Source organism: Pseudocitrobacter sp. 2023LY-00077 (assembly GCF_055796175.1).
In genome coordinates, this window is sequence record NZ_JBSPEI010000002.1 from 285,641 (window position 1) to 301,826 (window position 16,186).

Below are 16,186 nucleotides of genomic sequence, written 5' to 3' on the forward strand. Positions count from 1 at the left end.
ATCGTCTGGGCCTCGCATATCATAATGAGTGTAATTAAATCATTATGATATGCGAGGATGACCTCTCCCTCCGCGCTCTCTTCTTCCAGACCGTCGCATTTTTAAGCACATCACATTTTTATCACCCTTTATCCCTCATTTCCGCTTCTGGCGTAAATCTTGCCTGTGTTCATTGTTCGCTTAAAAGCAGGAATAACCACAGGGGGCAAATATGGAAGCGCGGGAAGCGACCGGAACCGGTGAATCATGTCTGCGCGTAGATGCTATCGCCAAAGTCACCGGGCGAGCACGGTATACCGATGACTACGTCATGGCGGGCATGTGTTATGCGAAATATGTTCGCAGTCCTATCGCACATGGATATGCCAACAGTATCAATAGTGATGAAGCCAGGAATCTACCAGGCGTACTGGCCATTTTTACCTGGGAGGATGTACCCGACCTCCCGTTTGCGACGGCAGGGCATGCCTGGTCACTTGAAGAAGGCAAGCGAGATGTTGCCGATCGTCGGCTGCTCACACGCCACGTACGCCACCACGGTGATGCCGTGGCGATTGTTGTAGCCAGAGATGAATTGACCGCCGAGAAAGCTGCACAGCGGGTCAAAGTCGACTGGCAACCACTGCCCGTTATTACCACCCCGGAAGCCGCGCTGGCGGCTGATGCCGTTGAAATTCATCCTGGCGGCAATTTGCTTCGGCAAGGGGAAATGAGTACCGGCAATGTGGAACAGGAAATTGAAGCCGCTGATCACTCCATTGACGGGTATTTTCAGACTCCCGTCATCCAGCATTGCCATATGGAAAGCGTCACTTCATTTGCCTGGATGGAAGATGATTCACGCATTTCAATCGTCTCCAGCACGCAAATCCCCCATATTGTCCGCCGCGTTGTCGGGCAAGCGCTTGGGATCCCATGGTCATGCGTGCGTGTGATCAAACCCTTCGTCGGCGGCGGATTCGGTAATAAACAGGATGTACTGGAAGAGCCGATGGCGGCATTCCTGACCAGTAAGCTGGGAGGGATTCCGGTAAAAGTGTCGCTGAGCCGTGAAGAGTGTTTTCTGGCCTCCCGTACCCGCCATGCGTTCACCATAAACGGGCAATTGGGGTTAAACCAGGACGGTACGCTGAAGGGCTATCGCCTTGATGTCCTGTCTAACACCGGCGCCTACGCGTCACACGGGCACTCTATTGCCTCTGCGGGCGGAAACAAAGTGGCCTATCTCTATCCACGTAGCGCCTACGCCTATCGTTCAACCACCTGCTACACCAACCTTCCTTCCGCCGGCGCAATGCGTGGATATGGCGCGCCTCAGGTTATTTTTGCGGTGGAATCGCTGCTTGATGACGCGGCAACTGCGCTGGGGCTCGATCCCGTCGAGGTTCGACTAAAAAATGCGGCTCGCGAAGGGGATAAAAATCCGTTGACGGGCAAAACGATTTACAGCGCGGGGCTTCCTGAATGCCTGCAAAAAGGCCGCGAGTTATTTGAATGGGATAAACGGCGCGCAGAGTGTCAGGAGCAATTGGGGAACATTCGACGCGGAGTCGGGGTTGCCTGCTTCAGCTATACCTCAAACACCTGGCCCGTGGGCGTGGAAATCTCAGGCGTGCGTTTGCTGATGAATCAGGATGGTACCATCAACGTGCAAAGTGGCGCGACGGAAATAGGCCAGGGTGCGGATACCGTGTTTGCACAGATGGTCGCGGAAACTGTCGGGGTACCTGTCAGCATGGTACATGTCATTTCCACCCAGGATACGGACATTACGCCCTTTGACCCCGGCGCATTCGCCTCACGTCAAAGCTATGTCGTCGCCCCCGCAATCCGTAAAGCCGCTGAACAGCTCAGAGACAAAATTCTCGCCAGCGCGGCGGTCATATTGCATCAACTTTCCAGCAAACTGACGCTGATAAACGGCAATGTCGTGCTGATTGACAGGCCGCTTATCCCGTTGATATCGCTTAATGAGCTGGCGCTTGATTCCTTTTATCACCCTGAACGAGGCGGGCAGCTATCTGCCGAATGCTCGGTTAAAACCATGACCAATCCGCCCGCATTCGGCTGCACATTTGTCGACCTCACTATCGATATTGCTCTGTGCAAAGTGACGATTAATCGCATCCTGAACGTGCATGACTCAGGACATATTCTCAATCCACTGCTGGCAGAGGGACAGGTACACGGCGGTATGGGAATGGGAATTGGTTGGGCATTATTTGAAGAGATGATTATTGACGCACAAAGCGGGCTCGTCCGTAACCCTAATTTGCTCGATTACAAAATGCCAACCATGCCCGACTTACCCGACCTGCAAAGCGCATTCGTTGAAACTCAGGAACCCCAATCAGCGTATGGGCATAAATCTTTGGGCGAACCTCCGATTATTCCCGTCGCGGCCGCAATCCGTAACGCAGTAAAAATGGCAACCGGTGTTGCGATAAATACGCTGCCGTTAACGCCTAAACGGCTGTTCGAGGAGTTTCATCAGGCGGGTTTGATTAAAGGATAACACCATGTTTGATATCGCTACTTATCACCGCGCGACGACATTGACAGACGCATTAAGCATGCTGTCAGCGAATCCTGAAGCTAAATTGCTGGCGGGAGGCACTGATGTTCTGATTCAGCTGCATCACCACAACGCACGTTATCGCCATATCGTCGATATCCATGAGCTGCCACAACTGCATGGGATCGCTTTGACGGAGGATGGTCGGCTCCGTATTGGCTCCGCCACAACATTCAGCGAGATTATCGATAACCCGCTAACGAGAAAACATTTTCCGGCATTATGCGCTGCCGCAGCTTCCATTGCTGGCCCCCAGATTCGCAATGTGGCGACCTATGGCGGCAATATCTGTAATGGCGCAACCAGCGCTGACTCTGCCACGCCAACCTTAATCTATAACGCCGTCCTGGAGGTCCACTCGCCAGCAGGTGTGCGTTTTGCATCCATGAATGGCTTTCACACCGGCCCAGGGGTTGTATCTCTGCAACACGATGAAATCGTTGCGGCCTTTCTCCTGCCGCTACCACCTGAAAAAAATGTCGGCAGCGCACATTACAAGTATGCCATGCGTGAAGCGATGGATATCTCCACTATTGGCTGCGCAGCATTCTGCCAGTTGAAGAATGGCTACGTCGAGGAACTGCGACTGGCTTTCGGTGTTGCAGCGCCCACGCCTGTTCGCTGCCCTCACGCAGAGCTCGCGGCGTACCATGCACCAGTGTCGGCCCAAATGCTGGACGCGATCAGCGAAGCCGTGTTGCAAGACGTAAACCCGCGATCCTCCTGGCGAGCTAACAAAGCGTTCCGTTTACATCTCATCCAAACGATGACCCGAAAAGTAGTGAGCGAGGCCATTGCTGCGGCCGGGGGAGAACTACAATGAATCAGAACGATACCATTCATATTAACTGTCAAATCAATGGGATGCCTTTTCAGCTGACGGTGCCGCCAGGTATGCCTTTATCTGAACTGCTGCGCGAACAAGGGCTACTCAGCGTGAAGCAAGGATGCTGCGTGGGGGAATGCGGCGCCTGTACGGTACTCGTCGACGGGACAGCCATCGACAGTTGTCTGTATCTTGCCTGCTGGGCATCAGGCAAGGAGATTCGCACGGTTGAAGGGGAATCAAAAAATGGCCAGCTGTCAAAAGTACAACAGGCCTATGTGCATTCCGGAGCGGTACAGTGCGGGTTTTGCACGCCAGGGCTTATCATGGCAACAACGGCATTACTGGCAAAGCCACGCGCCCAACCGTTGACCATCACGGAAATTCGTCGTGGTCTGGCTGGAAATTTATGCCGCTGCACGGGTTATCAAATGATTGTTAACACCGTGAAGAACTGCGAGAAATAACTCTGCATGCAGTTAATCCGGCCTGAATTCAGGCCGGATTAACTGAAACTCACGCACTTAATAATTCATATTTTTTTATTTTCCGATAAAGCGTGGCGATACCGATCCCGAGTTCATCTGCCACCTGCTTTTTACTGCTGTGGCGGGACAGCGCCTCACGAATCATCTGTTTTTCCATCTCTTCAAGCGCAGTACCGCTGGTATCGTCCACAGTGGAAAGGCCCAGGCTACTGGCAATATTCACGCGTTCAGGCTCTTTATTGCTACTCATCAGATTTGGCGGTAACAGGACGCTATCAATCACCTCACCGGATGGGACCACATTGACAAGGTATTCCATGAGGTTACTTAATTCCCGCAAATTACCAGGCCAGCGATGCCGTTTAAGAACAGCGACCACTTCCGGTGAAATGCCTGGGTATACCAACCCAAGACGGCGCGTGTGCAAATGCAGGAAGTAATGTACCAGGAGTTCGATGTCATCCTGGCGCTCCCGAAGCGGCGGTAAGGTCAGAGGAATAACGTTTAACCGGTAATAAAGGTCCTCACGGAACTTTCCTTCGCTGATAAACTGATTCAGGTTTTGGTGCGTGGCGGAAATAATGCGAATATCAACCGGCACCGGGCTGCTGGCACCAATGGGTAAAATCTCTCTTGCTTCGATTGCCCGTAATAGCTTGGCCTGAAGCATCAGCGGCATATCACCAATTTCATCAAGAAAAAGTGTTCCGTTGTTTGCCGCCTGAATCAGCCCCACCTTGCCGTTCACCGACGCCCCTGTAAATGCCCCCTTCACATAGCCAAACAGTTCGCTTTCCAGCAACTGTTCAGGAATAGCCGCGCAGTTAATTGCAATAAAAGGGTTATTTTTGCGTTCGCTTAATTTGTGGATCGCCCTGGCAACCACTTCTTTACCGGTTCCGCTCTCACCAACAATAAGAACGCTGGAGGGGCTTGGCGCAATTCGACTGATCAAGCGCTTCAATTGACGCATCACCCGACATTCACCAACCAGTTGCTCAATATGCGGCTCATCGACGCCTGGAGTCATCGCGGAGCTGGTATGCGATTGATGAAAAGCCATTAAGAAGAGTTGTCGTTCCTGGATGCTATGCAACTGACCAATAATAATTTCACTTTTATCATCCCAACTAATGATATGTTGCATATGCCCGTGCGTGAAATTACTTTCAAAGGTTAAAGGACGAAAACGAATCGATTTCCCAATCATATTGTTTTGGACCACACCAAGAATTTTCAGCGCGGTATTATTGGCGAACTGTATGCGGTTATCCTCATCGATAACCAGAACCCCCTGGTCCATATTTTCGATCATCGTAGAAAATATTTTACTGATACTGCCGCTGCCTTTTTGATCTTCCAGCAACTTCGAAACAAAAATAGTAGAAATGTGGCGGACGTAATCAGAGAACTCCTGCAGGTTATCGTTGATATGTTCCTGTTGCTCATGCGTCACGGCTATCAAACTTATCACGCCAACACAACGTTCCTGTAGGATTACGGGCGTACCCAGAAAGGCCTTCTCGCGGCAGCTTTCTTTGCTTTCGCAGCCTTCACAGAGTGGATCAAAGCGACTATGGGTAACAATTTTTTCTTGTTTAGTCTCCAGCACATAGCGCAACAATCTGGAACTACTGCCCTGCTGACGCCCAAGGTATCGGCCATATGCGCCAGTGCCTGCAACCCGGCACAAGTTTTCATCGACTATCTCAACTTCAAGCTGCAAAACGCTGGCCAGCATTCTGGCAAAACGTTGTATCGTGGGCTGAATCTGCATCAGGACGGACGGCATATCTGCGATAACCATAAACTTACCTTTCAATTTTGTGAGGCGATTGAGCAGTGAAGATAAAGGCGATGAGTGAAATATGATGATACTAAACCAGGGTCAAGATGCTTTGATAGAAAGAGGGAATGTTTATCACTTTATAATGAAATTATGGAAGAAGTGTCACATTTCCATATCAATATGAGAATCAACGGCGCTAATTTATCATATTGACGAGGCCCTGCTTAATTCACTTTGAAGAACGTTTTCAACACCCCTCATATCCGCAGGATTCATCCGCAAAAAAACATCGCATGAATATTAGCGCAAGCAAATCATGACGATGTTATGTGAAAGACATCACATTTTAATCGTACAAAATATATCACAAGGCCAATATAACCAAAGCTGGCACGCTTATTGTTAGTTCCAGGTATGACGGTGACATCACCTTTCTGATGAATATACGTTCACAGCAAAACGATCCACCAGCCTGTCATTCCACTACCAGGACCTTACAATGAAAACTGTTAATGAGCTGATAAAGGACATCAATTCTCTGACCTCCCATCTTCACGAGAAAGATTTTTTGTTAACGTGGGAACAGACGCCGGATGAACTGAAACAAGTATTGGATGTTGCCGCGGCCTTGAAAAAACTGCGTGCCGAAAATATCTCAACCAACGTCTTCAATAGTGGCTTAGGCATCTCCGTATTCCGCGATAACTCCACCCGAACCCGCTTCTCCTACGCGTCAGCCCTCAACCTGTTGGGGCTGGCTCAGCAAGATCTTGACGAAGGTAAATCACAGATTGCTCACGGTGAAACCGTGCGTGAAACCGCAAACATGATCTCCTTCTGTGCTGATGCGATTGGTATCCGCGACGATATGTACCTTGGCGCGGGCAACGCCTATATGCGCGAAGTCGGCGCGGCTCTGGACGATGGCTACAAGCAGGGCGTCCTGCCACAACGTCCGGCACTGGTTAACCTGCAATGCGACATCGACCACCCAACACAATCGATGGCTGACCTTGCCTGGCTGCGGGAACACTTCGGTTCTCTGGAAAATCTCAAAGGCAAAAAAATCGCGATGACCTGGGCCTATTCCCCCAGCTACGGCAAGCCGCTCTCCGTACCTCAGGGCATTATCGGTCTGATGACCCGTTTTGGTATGGACGTAACCCTGGCGCATCCGGAAGGGTATGACCTGATTCCTGACGTTATCGAAGTCGCAAAAAATAATGCCAACGCGTCGGGCGGTAGCTTCCGCCAGGTGACCAGTATGGAAGAAGCCTTTAAAGATGCGGATATCGTTTATCCAAAATCCTGGGCGCCTTACAAAGTCATGGAAAAACGCACCGAATTGCTGCGTGCCGACGATCATGCAGGCCTGAAGGAACTCGAAAAACAGTGCCTGGCGCAAAATGCCAACCATAAAGACTGGCACTGCACCGAAGAGATGATGAAGCTCACTCACGATGGCGAAGCGCTCTATATGCACTGCTTGCCAGCCGACATCAGTGGCGTCTCCTGTAAAGAAGGGGAAGTCACCGAAGCGGTCTTCGAAAAATATCGTATCGCAACCTACAAAGAAGCCAGCTGGAAGCCCTACATCATTGCCGCGATGATCCTCTCACGCAAATACGCAAAGCCTGGCGCATTGCTGGAGCAGTTGCTGAAAGAAGCAGAAAAACGCGTCAAATAACTCACCCGGCCGACCAGTTGGTCGGCCCTCCATTTGCGGAGACCATGACGGTTAAGGATCGATTATGTCCGTTTTTTCATTAAAGATTGATATCGCAGATAACCATTTTTACAACGGTGAAACGTCGCCACTGTTTTCACAACAGCAGGCAAAAACCGCCCGACAGTTCCACCAGCAAATCGCGGGGTATCACCCTACGCCGCTTTGTGCGCTGGATAATCTTGCCGCTCTGATTGGCGTAAAGAAAATCCTCGTCAAAGATGAGTCGAAACGATTTGGCCTGAACGCCTTCAAAATGCTCGGGGGCGCATACGCTATCGCCAGACTGCTGTGCGAAAAATACCACCTCGATATCGCCACGCTGTCGTTTAAACAGTTAAAAAATAGCATTGGTGAAAAGATGACATTCGCCACCACAACCGATGGCAATCACGGTCGTGGCGTCGCGTGGGCGGCTCAGCAATTGGGTCAACATGCCGTTATCTACATGCCTAAAGGGTCTGCTCAGGAACGCGTCGACGCCATCCTTAATCTCGGTGCCGAATGTATCGTCACCGATATGAACTACGACGATACCGTACGTTTGACCATGCAACACGCCCAACAAAATGGCTGGGAAGTGGTCCAGGATACCGCCTGGGAAGGTTACACCAAAATCCCAACCTGGATTATGCAGGGCTATGCCACCCTTGCCGATGAAGCCGTCGAACAAATGTCCACACTAGGTATCAAGCCGACACACGTGCTGCTGCAAGCTGGCGTCGGGGCGATGGCCGGTGGGGTTCTGGGTTATCTGGTTGATGTCTATGGCCCACAAAATCTGCATAGCATCATCGTTGAGCCGGATAAAGCTGACTGCATTTATCGCTCTGGCGTGAAAGGCGACATCGTCAACGTTGGCGGCGACATGGCAACCATCATGGCAGGCCTTGCCTGCGGCGAACCTAACCCACTGGGATGGGAAATTCTACGTAACTGCGCAAAACAATTCATCTCCTGCCAGGACAGCGTCGCTGCACTGGGGATGCGCGTTCTCGGCAATCCTCTCGGTGATGATCCCCGCATCATTTCCGGCGAGTCCGGTGCGGTGGGTTTAGGCGTTCTGGCCGCGGTACATCACCACCCACAACGTGAAGATCTGATGAAAACGCTGGCACTCGATAAAAACGCCGTGGTGCTGGTTATCAGTACCGAAGGCGACACGGATGTTAAACACTACCGTGAAGTCGTCTGGGAAGGCAAGCATCCGGTTGCACAATAACTCACTGATAAATTAGATATTTCGTAGTTCATACGGAACATGAATACTGGAGAATACATATGGCTAAGCACATTCCATTTAAGCTGATTCTGGCAAAAGCAAACGACTACAAAGAAGATATGACGCGGTTCCTGCGCGACATGGTTGCAATCCCCAGCGAAAGCTGCGATGAAAAACGCGTCGTACACCGTATCAAGCAGGAGATGGAGAAAGTTGGCTTCGATAAAATCGAGATTGACCCGATGGGTAATATTCTCGGTTACATCGGTCATGGCCCGCGCCTGGTCGCCATGGATGCCCATATCGATACCGTAGGTATTGGGAACATCAAAAACTGGGAATTCGACCCCTACAAAGGAATGGAAACCGACGAACTGATTGGCGGCCGCGGAACCTCTGACCAGGAAGGAGGAATGGCCTCCATGGTCTACGCAGGCAAGATTATCAAAGATCTTGGGCTGGAAGATGAATATACCCTTCTCGTCACCGGTACCGTGCAGGAAGAAGATTGCGATGGTCTCTGCTGGCAGTACATCATTGAACAATCAGGCATTCGCCCGGAATTTGTCGTCAGTACTGAACCGACCGATTGCCAGGTCTACCGTGGTCAGCGCGGTCGCATGGAAATTCGCATTGATGTTCAGGGGGTGAGCTGCCACGGCTCAGCACCAGAGCGCGGCGATAACGCCATTTTCAAAATGGGCCCAATTCTGAGCGAATTACAGGATCTTTCTCAGCGCCTGGCTTATGACGAATTCCTCGGTAAAGGCACTCTGACCGTATCCGAAATTTTCTTCACTTCTCCAAGTCGCTGTGCCGTTGCTGACAGCTGTGCGGTCTCTATTGACCGCCGCCTGACCTGGGGCGAAACCTGGGAAGGCGCACTGGATGAAATCCGTGCCCTGCCTGCAGTACAGAAAGCGCATGCCGTAGTTTCCATGTACAACTACGACCGTCCGTCATGGACGGGCCTGGTTTATCCAACCGAATGCTACTTCCCAACCTGGAAAGTCGAAGAAGACCACTTTACTGTCAAAGCGCTGGTCAATGCCTATGAAGGTCTCTTTGGTAAAGCGCCTGTCGTTGATAAATGGACGTTTTCCACCAACGGGGTGTCCATCATGGGCCGTCACGGTATTCCGGTCATCGGCTTCGGTCCTGGCAAAGAACCAGAAGCGCACGCGCCAAACGAAAAAACCTGGAAATCACACCTGGTCACCTGTGCGGCAATGTACGCGGCCATCCCTCTGAGCTGGCTGGCAACAGAGTAATTATTACTTTCTCGCTATCCCTCCGGTTCGCCGGAGGGTGTCCGGAGCTTGTTATGCGCGTGCTGATTAAAAACGGAATCCTGGTGAATGCCGATGGGCAGGCAAAGCAGGACTTACTCATTGAAAGCGGTATTGTGCGCCAAATCGCCGACAACATAACTCCACCACTCCCCTGCGACGTCATTGATGCACAAGGATGTTATGTGATGCCCGGCGGGATCGACGTACATACTCATTTCAACATCAACGTCGGTATCGCCCGCAGCTGTGATGATTTTTTTACCGGCACCCGCGCTGCGGCGTGTGGCGGTACAACAACCATCATCGACCATATGGGATTCGGCCCGGCTGGCTGTCGCCTCAAACATCAGCTTGAGGTTTACCATGGATATGCCGCCCATAAAGCGGTTGTCGATTACAGTTTTCATGGTGTTATTCAGCATGTTAACCCCGCCATTCTCGATGAAATTCCTGCAATGGTCGAAGAGGGCATCAGCAGTTTTAAATTCTATTTAACCTACCAGTATAAAGTGAATGATGACGAAGCTCTTCAGGTGCTACGGCGTCTGCATGATTCTGGCGCACTCGCCACCGTCCACCCGGAAAACGATGCGGCAATCACCAGAAAGCGAGCTGAATTTCAGGCCGCAGGATTAACCGCCCCTCGCTACCACGCGCTGAGCCGTCCGCTGGAATGTGAAGCGGAAGCCATTGCCCGCATGATTAATCTCGCCCAACTAGCCGGCAATGCACCACTCTATATCGTTCATTTATCCAATGGTCTGGGGCTCGATTATGCTCGGCTGGCCAGGGAGCGCCACCAGCCCGTGTGGGTTGAAACCTGTCCGCAGTATCTGCTGCTGGATGAACGCCGTTACGAAGCGGAAGACGCGCTGAAATTTATCCTGAGCCCGCCGCTACGAAATGTTCGTGAGCAGGACAAACTGTGGTGCGGTATCAGCGATGGCGCGATTGATACCATTGCGACCGACCACTGCACTTTCCCGATGACGCAACGCCAACATCTTTCTTCTGGCGACTTCAGCCGTTGCCCAAATGGCCTGCCAGGGGTGGAGAATCGTCTGCTGCTTTTATTCTCAAACGGCGTAATGAGCGGGCGCATTTCGCCTGAGCGCTTTGTCGCGCTGACCAGTGCTACGCCCGCAAAACTCTTTGGCCTGTGGCCGCAGAAAGGCGTACTGGCACCAGGTGCTGATGGCGATGTGGTAATTATCGATCCCCGCCAAACGACGGTCATTCGTCATACCGATCTCCACGATAACTGTGACTACTCACCGTGGGAAGGCACGCGTTGTTCCGGTGCAATCATCAGAACCTTATCTCGTGGGGAAACGCTTTACAGCGATGGCGTCTTTACCGGCAAGGCAGGACGCGGTCGTTTCCTGAGGCGAAAACCCTTCGTCCGCCCGACTTTTTAGCAAACAACATTCACAGATTATGAGTGAGGAAAAATGAGTAAGAAAATTGTTCTCGCGCTTGGCGGGAATGCTCTGGGTGAGGATCTCGCCGGGCAGATGCAGGCCGTCAAAATGACGGCTCAGACTATTGTTGATTTGATTGCCCAGGGTCATCAGGTCGTGGTCACCCACGGAAATGGCCCCCAGGTTGGTATGATCAACCAGGCCTTCGAAGCCGCCGCGAAAACCGAAGCCCACACGCCTATGTTACCGATGTCAGTCTGTGTGGCGTTAAGCCAGGGCTATATAGGTTACGATCTGCAAAATGTGTTGCGCGAAGAGTTGTTATCTCGCGGCATACACAAATCGGTTGTGACGCTAATCACTCAGGTGGAAGTTGATGCCCGCGATCCGGCATTCCAGAACCCAACCAAGCCAATTGGCTCCTTCTTTAGTCAGGAAGAAGCGTTGCAGCTGGAGAAACAAGGATACATCCTGAAAGAGGATGCGGGCCGTGGTTATCGCCGTGTGGTTGCCTCACCGAAACCCATCGATATTATTGAGAAAGAGACCGTTCAGACCTTAATGGAAGCGGGTCAGGTCGTCATCACCGCTGGCGGTGGCGGTATCCCGGTTATCCGTGAAGGACACCACTTACGCGGTGCCAGCGCCGTAATTGATAAAGACTGGGCGAGTTCTCGTCTGGCTGAAATGATTGACGCCGATATGCTGATCATTTTGACTGCCGTTGAAAAAGTCGCGATCAACTTTGGTAAACCGAACGAGCAATGGCTCGATCGGCTCTCCCTGGCCGATGCGCAACGCTTTATTGACCAGGGGCACTTTGCCAAAGGGTCGATGCTACCCAAAGTTGAAGCCGCTGCATCTTTTGCCCGTTCACGCGCGGGACGTGAGGCGCTAATTACGGTACTGAGTAAAGCGAAAGAAGGGATAGAAGGTAAAACAGGTACGATTATTTGTCAGTAATAGCTCTTCTTCATCAAGAGCGGGAAGGTGTCACACACCTTCCCGCTCTCTCTTTATGCCACTTCCAGCACATCGCGAGTCGATTTCACGCCCTGATGCATCAGCATCATCAGCGCTTCAAGGACACCACCGCCGATAGCTCTGGCTTTATCGGAGACACTGGTAAAGTCCGCCTTTTCTCCCCGGGGATCGATATCGCCAATTTTAAAGCCGCTCACCACCGTCAGGCCGTCGCTGAGCAATCCACGAACCATTCCCGACAAGGGCGCTTTAATTTCGCTTTCCCCCACCCAGGCAATCACGTCACCCTCCGCCACTAAATCCCCCAGTTTGACCGCCGCACGAAACACGCCGGCGACCGGAGCTCGAATAACGCGAAGCGAAGTGTGTCCCATAATATTACCCGGAACACCGGTATTTTCTTGCGCGCAACCGGAATAAATAACCTGGCCTAACCAGTGGCCGCGATTCGTTTCGACTACGGCGTGACAATCTTTACCCGCATGGAAACCAGGCCCCAAAGCAATCGTCACCGCGGCCATATCAATGCGTGTACCTAAGTTTTGCTTTGCAAGAATAGCATCGACCACACAGCCAGGTTTCAGTTGCTCAAGCAAAGCGCAATCGGGGTCAACGAGAAGAGGAATAACACCATGTTCAGAAAGTGAAATGGCCTCTGCTACAGTTGCCGCCCGACGGCCAGTGACCCCTTCAACGCACATTTCACCATCAAACATTGCCTGAGCAAATGCCACGCTACGGCGAATCACCGTCGGTTGTTCCACCTCAACCATAAACACTTTAAAACCGGCATGGAACAGGCGAAGCGCTACGCCACTCGCAATATCGCCGGCACCGCGAATGACTACGCGTTGATGCCGTGAAGGGTGATTAGCGGCCATCATCAGACCACCAGGCGCGCGGTTTTTAATCTGCAGGATTTCAGCCAGGACGCTAATGGCGATCTCTTCCGGCGTTTCGGCGCCAATGTCGTACCCAACAGGCGCATGAAGGCGGGCAATGTTCGCTTCGCTCACGCCTTTTTCACGCAGTTCGCGCAGAAATACCTGCACTTTGCGCCGACTGGCCAACAGCCCCAGCCACGCCACAGGCTGTTCCACGAGTTTATCGAGGGCTTCCCGGTCCTGATTATTGGTAGCGATTAAGACAAAGTTATCCGGCCGGATCGCCAGTGCATCGACAGCCAGGGAAAACGTGTCTGCATGAAGTAACTGTGTTGAAGGAGGAAATGCATCCGCTTTCAGGCTATCGCGGTAAATGTCTGCGACCGCGATATCAAAGCCTAACAATGCGGCGTTCTTTGCAATGGCTTGATTCACATGACCGGCACCAATTAACACCAGCCGGGGGCGTAACCCATGGACGCTGATAAATACGGACATCGCGCCCCCGCAGTCCGACCCCACCGCGTCAGAACCATTACGCGCCATCCTTCCATGAAACAACCGTGGTTTTCGTTCTTCGAGCGCAAGTAATGATTCATCAATCACTTTCCGCTCAACCATTCCCCCACCGATTGTTCCAGTGATAGAGCCATCGGGCCGTATCAGCATCTGAGCGGAATGTCGGGGCGTGGAGCCACGGCTATCAATAATTTGCGCTATTGCAAAGGGGCGATTCTCTTCCTCAAGCCTTGCAGCTTCTGTGAAAATATTCATAAGAACCTCAATAGATATTCCGTTCATCACGCCGCATAACCGACGTAGTTATCTTACGAATCGGTAAGTAATCGGAGGGTTTTCCTGGACGGCCCCCAGCCAAATGGCATCGATATTCCCCTGTCGTAACGGCTGAAGCAGTTCCATTTGCATCCGGTTATTCTCAAAGTGAGAAAATCGATTAATGAGCCAGATTCTCCGACATCCTTCCGGAGCACCTTTGAATGCCCCCTCCGGATGTTGAATTAACCGAATGAGATCGTTGATCGACAAAGGCTTATCCGCTGTAACCCCGGTAATACCGGCAAACAAAGGCCAACGATGAACATGTTCCGGCCCGGTTTTCTGCCCCAGCATCTGCCCGCCCATGACGGCAATCACGCAACGACTACTCTGTGGTATGCAAGGTTCATGCACATCTGGCGCTTTGAGCGGAAAACCGTGAGCGCCGTCAGCTTCAACCAAAATAATGTCGCACTCTGACCTGGCAGCCAGGCAGTCAATGGCAGAAGAGGGAAATCCGCGAACTTTACCCACAGCGGCTTTCCATGAAGCAAAACAAGCAAGCATAGGTTGCATCAATATAGGGGAAGGTAATGCGCCCGGTTCACGGCAAAACAGTCGGGGACAGGAGACATCGGGGAAAAACATATGCGTTGTCGTGGTGATTAAAACCCGTCGCCCACCTCTGGCAAATAATTCTGCAAGCCAGAGAATCGTGCTGGTTTTCCCTCCTGCACCGACAACAGAAATGACCAGAGGTCTACGCGGCCCATCGACATCACAATTCGGTGCAATATCTTCTGTTATATTCTCCATAATAATTACCAGCCACCTGAAGCAACGAAAATTATGCCAAAAATTGATTGTATAATGACTGCCGCTGGTCTTTCCTCACGGATGGGGCAATGGAAAATGATGTTACCCTGGCAGGAAGGCACGATACTTGATGCGAGTATCAAAAACGCATTGCAATTTTGGTGATGCTGCCAACTTACTGATTTAGTGTATGATGGTGTTTTTGAGGTGCTCCAGTGGCTTCTGTTTCTATCAGCTGTCCCTCCTGTTCAGCTACTGACGGGGTGGTGCGTAACGGCAAAAGCACTGCCGGACATCAGCGCTATCTCTGCTCTCACTGCCGTAAAACATGGCAACTGCAGTTCACTTACACCGCTTCTCAACCCGGTACGCACCAGAAAATCATTGATATGGCCATGAATGGCGTTGGATGCCGGGCAACCGCCCGCATTATGGGCGTTGGCCTCAACACGATTTTCCGCCATTTAAAAAACTCAGGCCGCAGTCGGTAACCTCGCGCATACAGCCGGGCAGTGACGTCATCGTCTGCGCGGAAATGGACGAACAGTGGGGATACGTCGGGGCTAAATCGCGCCAGCGCTGGCTGTTTTACGCGTATGACAGGCTCCGGAAGACGGTTGTGGCGCACGTATTCGGTGAACGCACTATGGCGACGCTGGGGCGTCTTATGAGCCTGCTGTCACCCTTTGACGTGGTGATATGGATGACGGATGGCTGGCCGCTGTATGAATCCCGCCTGAAGGGAAAGCTGCACGTAATCAGCAAGCGATATACGCAGCGAATTGAGCGGCATAACCTGAATCTGAGGCAGCACCTGGCACGGCTGGGACGGAAGTCGCTGTCGTTCTCAAAATCGGTGGAGCTGCATGACAAAGTCATCGGGCATTATCTGAACATAAAACACTATCAATAAGTTGGAGTTATTACCTGCAATTTTGTAGTCGGGTTATTCTGGTTACCGGTTATCGGGCGAACGAGCTACATTCACGTTACGCTAATCATAAAGATATCATCATTGTCCACAACCCGAATTACACCCAGGGTTTGTTCAGTTCCATCACGGCTGCGGTTTCAACTGTGGAAAGCGAATACTGCTTTATCACGCATGGAGACATGCCCTGTCTGAATGAAGAAATATTCAATAAAATCTGGCAACTAAGAGGTGATGGCGCGTTACTCCCTCACTTTAATGGGGTTCCTGGTCACCCCATTTTACTGCCTTTAACCTGCCTGATACAGGCGGTATCTCACGCCAGCATGGGCAGCATGCGCCAGGCTTTACTGGCAGGCATTCATTATTCTGTTGCGCTGGATGATGAAAGAATCATTCTGGATATTGACACACCTGATGATTTCAAACGCATTACTAAAATATAATATGAAATG

General features: G+C 51.5%; 12 protein-coding genes and 2 pseudogenes. 11 read left to right on the plus strand and 3 right to left on the minus strand.

Going from position 1 to position 16,186, the window contains the following annotated elements; all coding sequences use genetic code 11:
* Window positions 1–211 precede the first annotated feature (211 nt).
* From xdhA to xdhC, 3 genes are read left to right on the plus strand one after another with little or no spacing between them, the layout of a single operon-like run.
* Entirely contained in the window at window positions 212–2,515 is a 2,304-nt protein-coding gene (gene xdhA / locus ACWWFX_RS03785; protein ID WP_473223246.1) for a xanthine dehydrogenase molybdenum-binding subunit XdhA, read from the plus strand.
* A gap of 4 nt (window positions 2,516–2,519) precedes the next feature.
* Complete coding sequence (gene xdhB, locus ACWWFX_RS03790) at window positions 2,520–3,398, plus strand: xanthine dehydrogenase FAD-binding subunit XdhB (RefSeq protein WP_473223247.1); 879 nt, start codon at window positions 2,520–2,522, stop codon at window positions 3,396–3,398.
* A complete protein-coding gene (gene xdhC / locus ACWWFX_RS03795; protein WP_456146370.1) occupies window positions 3,395–3,868 on the plus strand; it encodes a xanthine dehydrogenase iron sulfur-binding subunit XdhC in 474 nt (157 codons plus the stop codon). Before xdhB ends, xdhC begins: the two co-directional genes overlap by 4 nt.
* A gap of 49 nt (window positions 3,869–3,917) precedes the next feature.
* On the opposite strand, the gene ACWWFX_RS03800 is transcribed toward xdhC, so the two are convergent.
* Window positions 3,918–5,696, minus strand: coding sequence for a sigma 54-interacting transcriptional regulator (locus tag ACWWFX_RS03800; protein ID WP_473223248.1), 1,779 nt, complete (start codon window positions 5,694–5,696; stop codon window positions 3,918–3,920).
* Window positions 5,697–6,177: 481 nt separating this feature from the next.
* Between ACWWFX_RS03800 and ygeW the strand changes: the two genes are divergently transcribed.
* From ygeW to arcC, 5 genes are all read left to right on the plus strand, one after another.
* A complete protein-coding gene (ygeW, locus tag ACWWFX_RS03805; protein ID WP_456146372.1) occupies window positions 6,178–7,365 on the plus strand; it encodes a knotted carbamoyltransferase YgeW in 1,188 nt (395 codons plus the stop codon).
* 64 nt (window positions 7,366–7,429) lie between these two features.
* The gene (gene dpaL / locus ACWWFX_RS03810) at window positions 7,430–8,626 is read left to right on the plus strand and encodes a diaminopropionate ammonia-lyase (protein WP_473223249.1); all 1,197 of its coding nucleotides are present in this window, start codon (window positions 7,430–7,432) and stop codon (window positions 8,624–8,626) included.
* 59 nt (window positions 8,627–8,685) lie between these two features.
* Window positions 8,686–9,897 carry a YgeY family selenium metabolism-linked hydrolase gene (locus ACWWFX_RS03815; protein WP_473223250.1) on the plus strand — a complete coding sequence of 404 codons (1,212 nt, stop codon included), beginning with the start codon at window positions 8,686–8,688 and terminating at the stop codon, window positions 9,895–9,897.
* 53 nt (window positions 9,898–9,950) lie between these two features.
* Window positions 9,951–11,336, plus strand: coding sequence for a dihydropyrimidinase (gene hydA / locus ACWWFX_RS03820; protein ID WP_473223251.1), 1,386 nt, complete (start codon window positions 9,951–9,953; stop codon window positions 11,334–11,336).
* Between the two features lie 33 nt (window positions 11,337–11,369).
* The gene (gene arcC / locus ACWWFX_RS03825; RefSeq protein ID WP_473223252.1) at window positions 11,370–12,302 is read left to right on the plus strand and encodes a carbamate kinase; all 933 of its coding nucleotides are present in this window, start codon (window positions 11,370–11,372) and stop codon (window positions 12,300–12,302) included.
* Between the two features lie 53 nt (window positions 12,303–12,355).
* Here arcC and yqeB read toward each other — a convergent pair whose 3' ends face one another.
* A complete protein-coding gene (gene yqeB / locus ACWWFX_RS03830; protein ID WP_473223253.1) occupies window positions 12,356–13,981 on the minus strand; it encodes a selenium-dependent molybdenum cofactor biosynthesis protein YqeB in 1,626 nt (541 codons plus the stop codon).
* Window positions 13,982–14,029: 48 nt separating this feature from the next.
* Window positions 14,030–14,800 carry a selenium cofactor biosynthesis protein YqeC gene (gene yqeC, locus ACWWFX_RS03835; RefSeq protein ID WP_473223254.1) on the minus strand — a complete coding sequence of 257 codons (771 nt, stop codon included), beginning with the start codon at window positions 14,798–14,800 and terminating at the stop codon, window positions 14,030–14,032.
* Window positions 14,801–14,833: 33 nt separating this feature from the next.
* Here yqeC and ACWWFX_RS03840 point away from each other — a divergent pair.
* The 3 genes and pseudogenes from ACWWFX_RS03840 to ACWWFX_RS03850 all read left to right on the plus strand — a co-directional run.
* Window positions 14,834–14,959: pseudogene (locus ACWWFX_RS03840) on the plus strand (NTP transferase domain-containing protein); the annotation flags it as partial.
* A 56-nt stretch (window positions 14,960–15,015) separates the two neighbouring features.
* Window positions 15,016–15,713, plus strand: a protein-coding gene (locus ACWWFX_RS03845; protein ID WP_095033700.1) for an IS1-like element IS1B family transposase whose coding sequence is annotated in 2 segments (ribosomal slippage) — window positions 15,016–15,265 and window positions 15,265–15,713 — 699 coding nt in all. Because the reading frame shifts where the segments join, the coding sequence is not laid out codon by codon here.
* 14 nt (window positions 15,714–15,727) lie between these two features.
* Window positions 15,728–16,177 (plus strand): annotated as a pseudogene (locus tag ACWWFX_RS03850) (NTP transferase domain-containing protein); the annotation flags it as partial.
* Between the last annotated feature and the right edge of the window lie 9 nt (window positions 16,178–16,186).

Excerpts from the sequence above, each read along its gene's own strand:
- arcC (WP_473223252.1), top strand. The coding sequence starts at position 11,370 with ATGAGTAAGAAAATTGTTCTCGCGCTTGGCGGGAATGCTCTGGGTGAG.
- ACWWFX_RS03800 (WP_473223248.1), bottom strand. The coding sequence starts at position 5,696 with ATGGTTATCGCAGATATGCCGTCCGTCCTGATGCAGATTCAGCCCACG.
- dpaL (WP_473223249.1), top strand. The coding sequence starts at position 7,430 with ATGTCCGTTTTTTCATTAAAGATTGATATCGCAGATAACCATTTTTAC.
- ACWWFX_RS03815 (WP_473223250.1), top strand. The coding sequence starts at position 8,686 with ATGGCTAAGCACATTCCATTTAAGCTGATTCTGGCAAAAGCAAACGAC.
- yqeC (WP_473223254.1), bottom strand. The coding sequence starts at position 14,800 with ATGGAGAATATAACAGAAGATATTGCACCGAATTGTGATGTCGATGGG.
- xdhC (WP_456146370.1), top strand. The coding sequence starts at position 3,395 with ATGAATCAGAACGATACCATTCATATTAACTGTCAAATCAATGGGATG.
- ygeW (WP_456146372.1), top strand. The coding sequence starts at position 6,178 with ATGAAAACTGTTAATGAGCTGATAAAGGACATCAATTCTCTGACCTCC.
- hydA (WP_473223251.1), top strand. The coding sequence starts at position 9,951 with ATGCGCGTGCTGATTAAAAACGGAATCCTGGTGAATGCCGATGGGCAG.
- xdhA (WP_473223246.1), top strand. The coding sequence starts at position 212 with ATGGAAGCGCGGGAAGCGACCGGAACCGGTGAATCATGTCTGCGCGTA.
- xdhB (WP_473223247.1), top strand. The coding sequence starts at position 2,520 with ATGTTTGATATCGCTACTTATCACCGCGCGACGACATTGACAGACGCA.
- yqeB (WP_473223253.1), bottom strand. The coding sequence starts at position 13,981 with ATGAATATTTTCACAGAAGCTGCAAGGCTTGAGGAAGAGAATCGCCCC.